Source organism: Enterobacter vonholyi, assembly GCF_008364555.1.
Taxonomy (GTDB): Bacteria; Pseudomonadota; Gammaproteobacteria; order Enterobacterales; family Enterobacteriaceae; genus Enterobacter; species Enterobacter vonholyi.
This window is the reverse complement of record NZ_VTUC01000001.1, coordinates 392,309-405,071: the sequence shown is the minus strand read 5'-3', so window position 1 is coordinate 405,071 and position 12,763 is coordinate 392,309. Positions and strand designations below refer to the sequence as shown.

The window sequence follows — 12,763 nt, the reverse complement described above, 5'->3', positions numbered from 1 at the left end:
ATTCACAATTTACGAATAATGAGTATTATCACCGTTACATGCTATTCAGGAGTGCAGTCAGGTGGATCGTATTCAGGCTATGCAGGTTTTTATAAGGGTGGCTGAGGCCGGAAGCTTTGTCCGGGCCGCGGAAACACTTTCCCTGCCTTCTTCTACTGTTACCAGCACCATCAAAAACCTGGAGAAATATCTGCAGGTGCGTCTGCTGAACCGGACCACAAGACGTGTCAGCCTTACTCCGGAAGGTCTGCAGTATCTGGCGCAGTGCCGGGAAATCCTTGCCTTAGTTGAACATACGGAAGCGAGTCTGGCCGATTTGAACAGGCGCCCCCGTGGCCGTTTACGCGTTGATATGCCCGGCGGTATAGCGCACTTCATCGTCATGCCAAACCTGAAAGAGTTCTACAGCCGTTATCCTGACATTTACCTGATGATCGGCGTCAGCGACCGGCAGGTTGACCTGGTTCAGGAGGGTGTAGACTGCGTGATCAGAACCGGAGAGTTAATTAACTCCACGCTTGTAGCCCGTCCGCTCGGGGAATTTCGCTGGATAACCTGCGCCTCTCCCGACTATCTCAGGGAGTACGGTATTCCGCAGTCACCTGAAGATTTATCTCATCACCGGGCTATTCATTATTTTTCCGGACAAAACCGGCGTACAGACGAATTGCGTTTTGTAAAGGGAACAGAAATGCTGTCCGTATCCGTTAGGGGGCAGGCAGCCGTCAACGAGACGGGACTCTATATAAAAATGTGCCTTGAAGGGTTCGGACTGGCGCAGCTTGCTGAAAATGTTGTAGCAGAACACATGGAGAAAGGAACGCTGGTTGAAGTTCTGGCCGACTGGCAGCCGCCGTCTGTTCCTGTCACGCTACTTTACCCTCATCAACGTTTTCTTTCCCCTGCTGTACGTGCATTTGCAGACTGGATAGGTGAAATATTCAGTTGATACGCCTGTCACAGCTCCCCGTTGCACATTAAAAGTCGCCAGTATTCAGGCCCCCTGAAAGAACGGCAGACTTTGTTTCTACGGGTAAGAGCATCCCGGAGCAGCGACTTCCCGCAGAAAGATTGTACTCAAAAATTCACATCTCCGTTTTATGGAGGACGCCGGCTAAGAGCGCCAGCCAAATCCGGGCCCGCTTTCAACTGAAGTGTCTGAGTAAAATACTTTCAAGGATGTGAAAAACGGTCCTGATGCGCTGCGGTACCAGGGTCTGGTAGGGCCGGTAAAGATAAAGCTGCCAGGTTTCCAGTTTCAGTTCGGGCAGGACATTGACCAGCCTGCCGTCTTCAAGGTATTTCCTGCAGGCCAGATTACTAGACTGAATGACAGCTTTACCGGCTAACGCAGCCTGGATCTCAGACTGGGAGTCGGTGGTAAAAAACTCCAGGTGGCGCGGTACAAAAGTATCAACGCCATCGAGCATATATTCGAATACTTTTCCGGTTTCAGGATTTAGCAGGCCACTGAAAGGATAGCGCTGGCGCAGATCTTCGAAATTTTCCGGCGCGCCCAGCTTCTCAATGAGCCCGGGTGATGTCATCAGTGCGTGATGAACCAGCGTAATGGGCCTGACGATAAAATTCGGGTTTGGCTCCCGCTCTATACGGATCCCCATGTCAATGCGGTTCTGAACAGTATCCAGCTTCATCATGTCTAACCGCCAGTCTATAAACAGCTCAGGATAAGGATCGAGGGAGGTAAGAAGCTCATATAACACCTGCTCGTGACCGGGAAACCGGAATAACGTGATCCTCACAACTCCCTTCATGTCATTGTCATCTCGGGCCGTCTGAAAAAGGGCCTCTGAGTCTTCAAGCAGCCGCATAGCCTTCGGCAGAAAAAGCTCACCAAAGCTGGTCAGCACAATTGATCGGGTATTCCGCTTAAAAAGTGGCTCGCCGAGCTGATTTTCCAGCTCGGCAATAGTCCGCGTCACCACTGAAGGGGAAATGGCCAGTCTGACTGCTGCTTCACGAAAGTTCATCGTTTCTGCAGCGGCAACAAAAAATTTCAGCGCATCAAGTTTATTCATCATTATTGTGGTTTTAGCAATTCTGACTTTCTAAATTAACAATTTTTCAGCAACAAATCCAGCCGTATACTGCACGTCTCAGAATCAGAAATGCTTTAAAAAAGGGTTAAATAATCATGAAAATGAGAAGGTTAGGTAGCCAGGGGCTTCATGTCTCGGAAATGGGACTGGGGTGCATGGGCATGGACCATGGCTATGGCTATTCAGTTGAAATCCGTGAGCGAACAGAGCTGATAGACAAGGCTGTAGAACTGGGCTGCAACCTTTTCGACACTGCCCCCATTTACGGATTTGAAAACGAAGAACTGCTGGGTGTTGCGCTCAGCAAACACAGGGACAACGTTATCATCGCGACCAAATTCGGCGTGACCGGAATGGAAAACATTGATGGACAGCTGGTGCCGGTATTAGACAGCCGTCCGGCGTCTGTCAGAGAGCAACTGGAAGGTTCACTCAGTCGCCTGCAAACCGACCATATCGACCTGTTTTATCAGCATCGTGTCGACCCAAAAGTTGAGCCGGAAGTGGTGGCGGGATTAATGAAAGAGCTGATCGCGGAGGGGAAAATTAAGTACTGGGGCTTATCCAATGCGCCCGTATCTTATATTCGCCGGGCTCATGCGATCTGCCCGGTCACCGCAGTCGAAGACCAGTATTCAATGATGTGGCGTAAACCTGAGCAGGATTTGTTCAAAGTCTGCGATGAACTTGATATTGGCTTTATGGCCTACAGCCCGCTGGGTAATGGATTCCTGAGTGGTCAGGTTACCGCTGATACAACTTACGGGGAAGGCGATTACCGGGGCATGATGGGGCGCTTCAAACCTGAAGTAATGGAAAATAACCAGGCGCTACTGGATTTGATTGCTCAAATCGCGGAAAGAAACAACGCAACTTCAGCACAGATTGTTCTTGCCTGGGAGCTGGCTCAGAAGCCTTACATCGTACCGATCCCGGGAACAACGAAATTACACCGGCTCGAAGAGAATTTTCACGCCGCAAACGTTCAGCTCAGTGACGCTGAATTAAATGATATCAATGAAGCTTTATCCCGGCTTGAAATTGACGAAACATTCTTCTGAAAAATAAGAGATCGACATGAAAACAACTGTATTTGTTACCCACCCCAACATTAATCAGTCACGGGTAAACTCAGCCCTGGCAAAAGGTGCAGCATCACTGACCGACGTTGAAGTGCGTTATCTGTATGACCAGTATCCGGATGGCAAAATCGACGTGGCCGCTGAACAGGCTGCACTGGAAAAGACGGATCGTATCGTGCTGCAGTTTCCTATGCAGTGGTACAGCACGCCGCCACTTCTTAAACAGTGGCTTGACGATGTACTGACGTACGGCTGGTCACATGGTGGAGAAACACAGGCGCTGCGCGACAAGCAACTCATGCTGGCCGTTTCGCTTGGTGGTGCAGAGTCTGCCTATCAGCCTGATGGCGCTGCCGGACATACGGTAGGCGAGTACCTGCTGTCTTTTGAAACCATCTCCGGGTATCTGGGTATGAACTACATCAAGCCGTTTATTACAGGCGGAAGCGCGACGATAACTGACGAAGAAATCGCAGCTCAGGTCGAACAATATAAAACGGTATTAGCCTGATTACCTTCGGGCGACCATCAGTGTTTTAACACGCCCTCAAATGTGCCGTTGCCGTTAACGGCACATTTTTTATCAATGGGAAGGAGAAATCCTGTGTCTTTACAGCCAGTTGAACTGAATAAAGCATACCGATTATTGCAGGTCGGCCCTACTACAATGATTTCCGCTAAGCATAATGGTAATGCCAATGTGATGGCCGCCGCATGGGTGAGTCTGGTAGGAATCAATAAAGTCATGGCGTATATCAGTCCGCAGGCTTACACCCGTCGATTGGTGGAAGAAAGTGGTCTGTTTGCCGTACAGATACCTGTAGTCAGCCAGATGGAAACCGTTTTGTACGCAGGTGAACACAGCTACCGTGACAGGCCTGACAAGAATCATAAAATACCGATGTTCTACCTGAAAGAATTCGATGTTCCGCTGGTAGAGGGCTGTGCTGGCTGGCTTGTATGTAATGTGATACCTAACGCGGCATATGAGCTGGAACATAATCTGTTTATGGGAGAAATTGCCGGCGCGTGGAGTGACGATCGGGTTTTTCGCAATGGGCACTGGATATTTGATGAAGCACCTGACGAATTACGAACCATACATTATGTCGCCGGGGGACAGTTTTATGCCATTGGCAAAGGAACCCGGTTTGACCATGGTCCGGGCAAAGACTAATACGCGAGTACTGCTTGTACTGATACAGTAAAATGCAGGGGCTGGTTGTTAACATGCCTTTCTGTTCCCTCATGGCCAACAGGCGATGTCGCCTCTGAGCCAGCAGGGGACGCCGCTTTTCGGCGCCCGCACCCTGCATTCTTATATGCTCCTGTTAGCCCGTAGCACTCATCAATGAACAATGGCATGTCACAGGGAAGGATCAGTGGCTTTAATCAGAAAGTGACAGTTTTGTTCTACCCACCGGTTGAGTTCATTCGCTGCATGAGGGACGTTCCCAGTTCCGCGAGTGCATTTTCGACTTTGGGCGGTACTTCTCGAAAGACAGTGCGCGTAACAAGATTCCTGCTTTCAAGTTCCTTTAGAACGTTTCTCCGGCACCTCAGATAAAATAGACGGGTTTGCAGCGGCTGCCGGCTCAATACTTTTTTCGAGGATCAGTATGTTGTCAAGTCACAACAGGAGCAGTTTGCGGCCTATGCGGACAATTTCCCGGCACAGCACAGCTATCGCTCAGTATGCGGTCTGGCTGGCGCTGGTTGAAAAAGGAATTGGTGCCAACCTGCAGCATTATAATCCTCTGATCGATGAAGATATTCGCACTGAGTGGAATGTTCCTCCATCATTGAAACTCCGCGCACATGAATTTCGGTGCTATCCTTTCACCCGCCAGTGAAAAAGCCTTTATGGGTGATGAAAAGCGATTCATCGTTGCCAAACAATCCTGAGGCTTTCTTATTATATTATTACTGACCGCGGCCGCCCTGAGTTTCAGGGCGGCCGCTGAATGTTACGCTCGCCCTGAACGGCCTTTTCACCGAAAAGTCCGCTCATCGGGATAGTACAGATGGCTCCGGTACTATTAAGACGCTTCAGAACCTCAATGGAAAGCATCCGCTTTAGAAGTTCAGCTGGTACCCTCCAGTGTAAGCCCATTCAGCCCGGCTGCTGTACAGGTTCCAGGTGTACATCTCGTCCGGCAGCCATTCCGGTGCAGGCTCCTGCAACTGAGATTGCTGTGGTCATCAGTAATGGTACGGTCCAGCCTCCGGACAACTCCTGTACTTTACCCAGCAATAGCGGTCCCATCGCCGCCATCAGATAACCGATACTCTGCGCCATGCCTGACAGCGCGGCAGCATCACCCGCGTTTGTAGTGCGCAACCCGATGAAGGTCAGACCCAGCATCATGCTGGCACCCGAGCCGAAGCCGAGGAGTGCAGCCCACAGCATCGCCAGATTTGGCAAATAAAGGATGCCAATAAAGGATACTGCGGTTAAAAGGCTGACACCAGCAGCGGCTAATTTCTGATCGTTAAGACGACGCAGCGTGGCTGCCAGAATTAAGCCGGGAATAGCGGTGGTGAGCTGAAGGATGCCATGTACCTCACCAGCCTGAGCTGAGGATAGCCCACTGCCTGTCAGAATGACTGGCAGCCAGCCGACCGCAACATAAAAGGGCATCGCATTCAAGCCCATAAACATGGTGACCTGCCACGCCAGAGACGAGCGCCAGACCGCAACGGTCGCTGCTTTTTTCTCACCTGCTACTGGCAATTGATGCTTTTTCTTCAACTGCGGCAACCATAAAAGCATCGCAAGGAGCGGTGCAATAACCAACATAGCTAACGCGATGTTCCAGCCCCAGCTCTGCGTCAGAGGAATGACAATGGTAGAGCCGATAGCGCCAGCGGTGCCCATGGTGATGGAATATGCTCCCGTCACTGAAGCCACGTTTCCGGAAAAGTCACGTTTAATCAGGCCAGGCAGCAGGACATTGCCCAGGGCAATCCCGATACCAATTAATACTGTTCCGCCATAAAGCGCCCAGACGCTGTCTGTTGAGCGAAGCAGAATCCCCGCTGAAATCACGACCAGGGCACCAAAAAGGGTGCGTTCCAGGCCATACTTGCGGGAAATCGATGCGCTCAGTGGAGAAAAGGCGGCAAAGGCCAGTAAAGGCAGCGAGTTAAGCAACCCAACGGCTGTGATACTCAGCCCAAAATCATGGCGAATGGACTCTAAAACGGGTGCGATAGCGGTAAAAGGAACACGCAGGTTAATGGCAATAAAAAGAATGCCGATCACAAGTATGATTGAAGACCACTTGTTCGTCGTGTGGGACATAAGTTTTGCTTTCTCTGAAAAAAAGAAAGACTTTAAAGGACGCATGAGTTACAGAATATAGATAATCTGACAACATATAGCTAAATCATGCCAGTTAATAAAAAACCGGTGACCTCACCGGAAGAGTTTAATGCCGATGATTTCAGTCAGGCCGCTATCGCCCTGCATGTATCATCGTCAGGCGAGTATGCCGGGCAGCGTCCGCACGCTCATCGCAAGGGGCAACTTATTCTCTCTATGCGCGGTGCAGTGCGCTGTGAGGTTGACGATGCGCTGTGGCTTGTTCCACCGGGGCATGCCGTCTGGGTTCCGGGAGAGATCCCGCACCGTTGCCGGATCACGAAGAATGCAGATACGTGCTTTTTATTCATCGAGCCCGGCGCAGCAGCGATGCCGGAAATTTGCTGTACCATAGCGGTTACACCTCTGGTCCGCGAGCTTGTTCTGTATCTTGCAGAGCAGGAACATACTTATTCTCCTGACAGTAAAACCGCCAGGCTTGCAGCGGTGCTGCTGGAGCATATTCCGGATGTGCCGGTCGAAGCACTCCATCTTCCTGTATCAGATCATCCTAAAATCCGGATTATGGCTGAGGCACTCTTTAATGAGCCAGATGACCGGCGAACGTTAAAGCAATGGGCTGCTCATCTGGCCATCAGCGAGCGATCTCTGGCCAGGCTGATAAAAGAGGCGACAGGAATGAGCTTTGGCCGCTGGCGTCAGCAGCTGCATTTGATGATTGCACTAAGCCATCTGTCTGAAGGTCAGCCCGTGCAGCGCGTAGCCGGAACTCTAGGGTATGATTCGGTAAGTGCGTTTATTACGATGTTCAGAAAAGCGCTGGGTAAATCACCGACGCAATATTTCTCTTCCCTGGATTAGTGCACAAGCACAGAAGTCGAATTTATTTAAATAACACCAGCGTCCGCTTTTCGCTCAAAGCAGACTGTCAGATTTGGTTGCATTTTGCCTACGCAAACTGTCAGTTCGAGCCTGAGCTAATACAGCTAACTGGATGTTAGCCTTTTTTAATTTTATTTTTAGATCGTTCAATGTGATAATTTAATACTTCTCTCTTTGCCTCTTCATAGGTTAGCTCTCCATTGATTACCTTACTTTTTATTTCATTGAAAAATGAGGAGCCTTTGGGATCTTTACTTGATAAAAAAAGACTGGCTTCAGCTCTCCGAAAAGCTTCTTTCCTTGCTTCTATAGAAAATGAATTAGCAGGGTTATTTTTGTTCATAAGTTGAAGTGCCCTTATTATTTATATTCAGGATGTTTTTATCTACAAGAGTTAGTCTTAACTCCGAGAATTTATTTCCTAATATTTTATAACACTGATTTTCATTTTTTTCAATATAAAGAGATTTGCTTTCTGGGCTACCACATATCGTAGATGTTCTTGCATCAAGAAAAATAAACTTTTCTTGAAATCTTTCAATGTATTTCATTGCTGTCATGCTAATAATAAAAAGTGCAACTGACACAGCAAAAAGGGATAAGCCTGATACTAAACGATTAAAATTAAATTTCCTTTTAATAACTAATGAACTGGCTAGATTGACCATGTTATAGGGGGCCATAATTATGAGTCCTATTAATATTATTTTTTCAGGAAGATTGTTCACCTGTATATGATGTTGAGCCAAGTTTCCAATATATACTGAAATCATAGAGGATATTACTATTTTTGCTGGGGATACATCTCGCAAAAATATGTATATATAGACTGTAGTTGCACAAATCATTGCTCCTATTGGAAATGAGAGCATGAAAGCATAAGCTAATGTTGAGTAATTAAGATTTTCTGGGGCTATACCATAAGCTATGTCAAGCTTAAACTTTGCGATCCATAAGCATACTGAATATGTAAAGCCAGTTACGCCCCACTTAACCACTGTATTATTAAATACTTTATTTAATAAATCACGATATCCTATGTATACACTGGTTAATAAAGCTATAGATGATAGAAAAATTGGAGCGGCAATGTATATATTTTCTAGCCATAATGGGTTTTCTACAATCAAGTATCCAAAAGGTATTAAGTATATTATAGCCAATAGTTGAGGGTTGTTTAATTTGGGTGATGCGTCAACCAACTTATTTTTATATTCCATACAACGTCCTTATTTCAACTTTAACGCCAAATCTTCAGCTTTTGGATGATAATACCGCATTAGCATTCTTGGATCTTTATGTCCTGTAATTTTGGTTAGTTCATGCATAGGGAAAATTTCAGCTAGTCGAGATGTTGCTTCATGTCGAAGGTCATGAAATCTTAAATCTTTAAGGAAAGATTCATCACATAATGAGTTTGTTTTCTCGTATCGTTCTCTGGCTCGTTTTACAGCTCGGTCGAAAGCTCGGGTAATCGCGTCTGCACGCATATCAAAAACCTTATCAGCAGCTGGCTTAGAATGTTCCTTGAGACTGGACAGTATCGTAATGGCTTTCGTTGATAAAGGGACATCGCGGGCATTACCATTCTTAGTATCCGGCAGATGTGCAACTCGCCGATCAAGATCAATAAAGCGCCATCGAAGTTCTGCGATTTCGCTACGGCGCATGGCTGTCTCTAACGCCAGAAGAATGATTGCTGGCAATACTAATGAATGTGTTGCGGCGATGATATGTTCGATCTCGTTGGCTATTTCCTTTCCTGACGTAACACAGGTTTTCTCAGAAACTACAGGCAGCGCTTCCAAGCGTCTGGTCCTGGAGTTCTTGGGTTGGGGTTTGCGAATGGCCTCTACGGGGTTCAGTAGGCTCTCCATGCCCCATTCTTTCCGCGAAACATTGAATACATGAGAAAGTAAGGCCAAACGCCTTAAAACGGTTGCAGGAGCATAGATTTTCAACCATTCATCTCTCAGCTTGGCGACATCGGCACTCCTGATGCTGGCCATATAGTTTTTCGCCAGCTGAGTGCTTTTTAGTATCCGCACCAATGATCGGTCTTGCACTGCCCCTTTTTTGTCGGGAACAATCTCTTTTTCATATCGCGTTAGGGCTTCATACAATGTCGTAGATTCCGCTTCGCTGCGGCTAAGCCAAACTCCTCTCGCCATTTCTGACTCGATCATTTTGGCCCAAGCTTCTGCTTCCACTTTGGTGTTAAAGGTTTTGGTTTGAGAGGGAAAACCACGTTTACGGATTTGAGCTTCCCATTGGTAGTTACCACGTTTGCGTATAGTCGCCATTTCTGTCTGATTCCTAACGAACTGTGGCAATATTGTGGCAAAAAATCCATTTAAATTCGATAGGCATTGATTTTACAAGATCAATTTACGCATTCGTAATGCGAAGGTCGTAGGTTCGACTCCTATTATCGGCACCAGTCATATCACATAGTTACGCATCATTCGTACCTTCCATATATTCACTGTGGGACAGATTTGGGACAGAACACCCAAAAATAGAGACTATTTGCCGCGCATGTTCGGTCAGGTGATTAGGTGCAAGGTGAGCATATCGACGAACCATTTCGATTGACTCCCAGCCTCCCATCTCCTGCAAAATAGAAATAGGGACGCTAGCCTGAACAAGCCATGCCTCAGCTCATGAAAACGGAAGTCCTCTACCGAGCGTTCAGCCCGTCTCAGGCTTGCTCCTGACTACGTGTTGAGCTTTGCCGGGCGTATTCCGTGTGGAGGTAACCATGCGTAGTTAAGCCAGCTCAGACGGAAACACTGACAAAAGGCCTCTCCTCCGACTGGCAGTCTAATTGACCTTTACCAAAAAATGCAGGCCTGGGTGGAGGCCAGACAGGCCGAAGATGCAGCTATTGAGAACCTCAGGGCTCTGTGTCAGCATCAGACCGAACTGAACAGGCGAGCAAAGACAGTCGGGTGCAGTTCAGGGAATTGCTTAGCCAGAACGGCGGTTTCGTGACCCCAGAGATGAAAGCTCTTCGGGCTGAGTATCTGGAACAACAGGAAACAGCCGCCGAGCTGGCCGGTCTGATTGCTGAAAAAGAAGAGCAGTTGCCGGTACTGGCTAGCGCGACCGGTCGTAAGGCAAACGCCTACGTAAACTGCCATCATGGCATCACGGAAGAGCGTATTGATGAGCTTCTGCGTGACTTCTTTATTTTCAACGGTACTGAATTGAGTAGCCTGCTCAGGATGAAGTACAGACAATTTGAACGGGATAGCTCAGCACATATCCCGGGAATTATTGAAGGAACAAATGATACAGATACACTGTATCGTGAATTTATCCTGAATTTGATGCTGAAATGGACGAGTGAAATATTGCCGCTGAGATTCCGGGACGACGTGATGAGCCTGGCCGGTTCAGCGCCGGTATCAGGCTCAAATGATGACAGGAAAAAAGAAAACTGTTTTGATCTGAACAGAACCGCTCACTTAAGCCCGGCTTGTGCCGGGTTTTTGATGTCTGTAGCCTGAGTGCATGTCTATGCTGCATGAAAACGCATGACAGTCATGCGTTATTTTTGACGCAAAAGCCCTTGTGTGGCGGCTCATGAAGCGATTTACGATGCGCATGAAACCCCCCCTGTTAAGTGGAGCGGGCTGGCGGGCGGGGCTGTGCGTGATGGACGCAAACATTCAAAGTAAATCGTGAACAACAGCAGTTTGCAGATGTCTGCGAAGGTGGGTAATAATTTGAAATAGGCATGCGAACGCTATGAATCCTTCCTCTAAAAGCTCCGATAGTTAGTGCGGTTATGTAAAGTAAGAAGCCTACTAGATGGAGATACAACATGACGTTCGAAATACTGCGTGCGACGAATATCTGTAGCAATGTATCAGATATGTGCAGGTATAATGTAAATTTGATGATTCTTATGATCTTTTGTTTTAGTATAAACTTACTACTTAAAGGGTGACTTTAATGAACTAAACCTATTAATTGTTAGATGCTCTGTAGTGTTTAAAACTATATTTTTTATTTAGGAGTCTGAATGTGAACAGACAGCAAAAAGATCAAGTTATGGCATTGTTAGAGGTGTTTGATTCCGAAGTCTTTAAAAGGAATGTAGCTGAAAAATATAAGGATAGTGGTGATTACTCAGGGGTTTTAATAGGTGAGTTAAGCTTGGATTCTTATATTTTACTTGTTTGTAAGATATATGCGCATTTCAAACAAGAAATAACGGAAGAGAACTTTGCAACTTTGCCTCTGAACTATAATTTATCTGATGTTGGAAGCGGTAATCTTATCAATGATATCGGATATTTAAATAATTATAATGGCAGCGGGGATTTTCCTAATGCATTGGGTTATGCTTTGAGATTGGCTGCATACCAACGAGTTTATGGTTTTTGGGAGTATAATTCAAGAAGGGTTTTAAGCGCGTCAACGAAAAAAATACAAAGCGATAATGAATTAATGGAGGCGAAGAAAATACTCATTGATTCACGTATTTCTGATCTGGATGAGTTGATTCGCAGCATATCTAATGAACATGAGCGGCTAGAAAGTTTCAATGAAGAAAGCATTGCTAAAATTAGAACTTTAGAGGCTTCACTGCAAAATATAATGCAGCAAAGCGAAACGATAAATAATCTTTATAACAATGCTACAAATTCTGTGGAAAAAGTTAACACACAACTTACGTTAGCGGAAAGCAAAAAAAATGATTTAGATAAATTGTTTGACAAGGCCTCAAGCGAAATAGATAAAATTAATTTTGATATCTCTGATTATAAAAGTGAGTATGCGAAGTTCTCAAAGAAACTCGAATTATTAACAGAGGATTTTGACAAGAAACTAACTTTTGTTGAAGAAAAGCAGAGTTATTTTATTGAAAGGAATTCATATTTAGATGATCTGATAGGTCGTGAGGTTGGAGCATCATTGTTTGAAACTTTTAAACAACGCAAAATTGAATTATCACCTTCGGTTAAATTTTGGCGCTGGACTGTTCCCTGTCTAGCAGTGGCTACAGTTGTATGGATATGGTTATTATTCCATTGGTCTTCCGATGAAGCAATGAGCTATCAATTGCTTATAATCAATTCAATTAAGGCACTACCTGCCATAGGTTTACTTTTATTTGGAATTGCACAGTACAGCAAAGAGCGAAATTTTCAGGAGGAATATGCTTTTAAATCTGCTGTAGCATTAACATTAAACGCTTATGCTGAACAGTTATTAAGTGATGAGAATAAAGATGCATTAATCTTATCTTCTGTATCTTCAATATATAAATCCCCCATTCATCATTCAAAGTTAAAAGTGGAGGATGGAAAAGGAGCTATTGATTCAGTTTCTGAATTGCTAGGAAAGTTCAAGGAAATAAACTTCACAAAGAAATGATTTTTACACATCTAAATATGATGAGG

General features: G+C 46.0%; 13 protein-coding genes, 1 tRNA gene and 3 pseudogenes. 10 read left to right on the top strand and 7 right to left on the bottom strand.

Annotated features, from left to right (window positions below; translation table 11 throughout):
* Nucleotides 1-61 precede the first annotated feature (61 nt).
* Nucleotides 62-949 carry a LysR family transcriptional regulator gene (locus F0319_RS01975; RefSeq protein WP_040018962.1) on the top strand — a complete coding sequence of 296 codons (888 nt, stop codon included), beginning with the start codon at nt 62-64 and terminating at the stop codon, nt 947-949.
* A 196-nt stretch (nt 950-1,145) separates the two neighbouring features.
* Here the strand turns inward: F0319_RS01975 and F0319_RS01970 are convergent, their stop codons facing one another.
* Nucleotides 1,146-2,039, bottom strand: coding sequence for a LysR family transcriptional regulator (locus F0319_RS01970; RefSeq protein ID WP_040019080.1), 894 nt, complete (start codon nt 2,037-2,039; stop codon nt 1,146-1,148).
* Nucleotides 2,040-2,155: 116 nt separating this feature from the next.
* Here F0319_RS01970 and F0319_RS01965 point away from each other — a divergent pair, with 116 nt between their 5' ends.
* The 3 genes from F0319_RS01965 to F0319_RS01955 all read left to right on the top strand — a co-directional run bounded on the left by F0319_RS01965 (nt 2,156) and on the right by F0319_RS01955 (nt 4,319).
* Nucleotides 2,156-3,121, top strand: a complete 966-nt coding sequence (locus tag F0319_RS01965) for an aldo/keto reductase (protein ID WP_012539945.1) — start codon at nt 2,156-2,158, stop codon at nt 3,119-3,121.
* A gap of 16 nt (nt 3,122-3,137) precedes the next feature.
* On the top strand, nt 3,138-3,653 hold the full coding sequence (locus F0319_RS01960) for an NAD(P)H-dependent oxidoreductase (protein WP_012540014.1): 516 nt from the start codon (nt 3,138-3,140) through the stop codon (nt 3,651-3,653).
* Between the two features lie 93 nt (nt 3,654-3,746).
* Nucleotides 3,747-4,319: a flavin reductase family protein gene (locus F0319_RS01955; protein WP_040018964.1), complete on the top strand. Its 573-nt coding sequence runs from the start codon at nt 3,747-3,749 to the stop codon at nt 4,317-4,319.
* A gap of 236 nt (nt 4,320-4,555) precedes the next feature.
* On the opposite strand, the gene F0319_RS01945 is transcribed toward F0319_RS01955, so the two are convergent.
* Nucleotides 4,556-4,741, bottom strand: coding sequence for a winged helix-turn-helix transcriptional regulator (locus tag F0319_RS01945; RefSeq protein ID WP_072040330.1), 186 nt, complete (start codon nt 4,739-4,741; stop codon nt 4,556-4,558).
* Here F0319_RS01945 and F0319_RS22510 point away from each other — a divergent pair.
* Nucleotides 4,675-5,047 (top strand): annotated as a pseudogene (locus F0319_RS22510) (nitroreductase family protein); the annotation flags it as partial. The gene F0319_RS01945 and the pseudogene F0319_RS22510 overlap by 67 nt on opposite strands.
* 208 nt (nt 5,048-5,255) lie before the next feature.
* Here the strand turns inward: F0319_RS22510 and F0319_RS01935 are convergent.
* The gene (locus F0319_RS01935; RefSeq protein WP_077139406.1) at nt 5,256-6,446 is read right to left on the bottom strand and encodes a CynX/NimT family MFS transporter; all 1,191 of its coding nucleotides are present in this window, start codon (nt 6,444-6,446) and stop codon (nt 5,256-5,258) included.
* Nucleotides 6,447-6,533: 87 nt separating this feature from the next.
* Here F0319_RS01935 and F0319_RS01930 point away from each other — a divergent pair, with 87 nt between their 5' ends.
* Nucleotides 6,534-7,328, top strand: a complete 795-nt coding sequence (locus F0319_RS01930; protein WP_012540031.1) for an AraC family transcriptional regulator — start codon at nt 6,534-6,536, stop codon at nt 7,326-7,328.
* A gap of 136 nt (nt 7,329-7,464) precedes the next feature.
* Here the strand turns inward: F0319_RS01930 and F0319_RS01925 are convergent, their stop codons facing one another.
* Genes F0319_RS01925 through F0319_RS01915 form a run of 3 tightly spaced genes read right to left on the bottom strand, consistent with a single transcriptional unit; the run spans nt 7,465 to nt 9,652 of the window.
* Nucleotides 7,465-7,692 (bottom strand): antitoxin VbhA family protein, encoded by a 228-nt coding sequence (locus F0319_RS01925; protein ID WP_149366152.1) that lies wholly within the window; start codon nt 7,690-7,692, stop codon nt 7,465-7,467.
* A complete protein-coding gene (locus tag F0319_RS01920; protein ID WP_149366151.1) occupies nt 7,679-8,569 on the bottom strand; it encodes a hypothetical protein in 891 nt (296 codons plus the stop codon). The genes F0319_RS01925 and F0319_RS01920 overlap by 14 nt, the downstream gene beginning before the upstream one ends.
* Nucleotides 8,570-8,578: 9 nt before the next feature.
* Nucleotides 8,579-9,652, bottom strand: a complete 1,074-nt coding sequence (locus F0319_RS01915) for a site-specific integrase (RefSeq protein WP_049003923.1) — start codon at nt 9,650-9,652, stop codon at nt 8,579-8,581.
* A gap of 25 nt (nt 9,653-9,677) precedes the next feature.
* On the opposite strand from F0319_RS01915, the gene F0319_RS01910 reads away from it, so the two are divergent.
* A tRNA-Ser gene (locus F0319_RS01910) sits at nt 9,678-9,789 on the top strand.
* A 14-nt stretch (nt 9,790-9,803) separates the two neighbouring features.
* On the opposite strand, the pseudogene F0319_RS01905 reads toward F0319_RS01910, so the two are convergent.
* Nucleotides 9,804-10,060 (bottom strand): annotated as a pseudogene (locus F0319_RS01905) (tyrosine-type recombinase/integrase); the annotation flags it as partial.
* Between F0319_RS01905 and F0319_RS22505 the strand changes: the two are divergent.
* The 3 genes and pseudogenes from F0319_RS22505 to F0319_RS01890 all read left to right on the top strand — a co-directional run.
* Nucleotides 10,059-10,118, top strand: a pseudogene (locus F0319_RS22505) (host cell division inhibitor Icd-like protein); the annotation flags it as partial. The pseudogenes F0319_RS01905 and F0319_RS22505 sit on opposite strands and share 2 nt — an antisense overlap.
* 137 nt (nt 10,119-10,255) lie before the next feature.
* Nucleotides 10,256-10,861, top strand: a complete 606-nt coding sequence (locus F0319_RS01895) for a hypothetical protein (RefSeq protein WP_149366150.1) — start codon at nt 10,256-10,258, stop codon at nt 10,859-10,861.
* Between the two features lie 520 nt (nt 10,862-11,381).
* Nucleotides 11,382-12,737 carry a hypothetical protein gene (locus tag F0319_RS01890; protein WP_149366149.1) on the top strand — a complete coding sequence of 452 codons (1,356 nt, stop codon included), beginning with the start codon at nt 11,382-11,384 and terminating at the stop codon, nt 12,735-12,737.
* The last annotated feature ends 26 nt before the right edge of the window (nt 12,738-12,763 follow it).

Bases quoted from the DNA above. Each gene is read 5' to 3' on its own strand.
- F0319_RS01970 (WP_040019080.1), bottom strand. From the start codon at position 2,039: ATGAATAAACTTGATGCGCTGAAATTTTTTGTTGCCGCTGCAGAAACG.
- F0319_RS01965 (WP_012539945.1), top strand. From the start codon at position 2,156: ATGAAAATGAGAAGGTTAGGTAGCCAGGGGCTTCATGTCTCGGAAATG.
- F0319_RS01960 (WP_012540014.1), top strand. From the start codon at position 3,138: ATGAAAACAACTGTATTTGTTACCCACCCCAACATTAATCAGTCACGG.
- F0319_RS01935 (WP_077139406.1), bottom strand. From the start codon at position 6,446: ATGTCCCACACGACGAACAAGTGGTCTTCAATCATACTTGTGATCGGC.
- F0319_RS01930 (WP_012540031.1), top strand. From the start codon at position 6,534: ATGCCAGTTAATAAAAAACCGGTGACCTCACCGGAAGAGTTTAATGCC.
- F0319_RS01925 (WP_149366152.1), bottom strand. From the start codon at position 7,692: ATGAACAAAAATAACCCTGCTAATTCATTTTCTATAGAAGCAAGGAAA.
- F0319_RS01920 (WP_149366151.1), bottom strand. From the start codon at position 8,569: ATGGAATATAAAAATAAGTTGGTTGACGCATCACCCAAATTAAACAAC.
- F0319_RS01915 (WP_049003923.1), bottom strand. From the start codon at position 9,652: ATGGCGACTATACGCAAACGTGGTAACTACCAATGGGAAGCTCAAATC.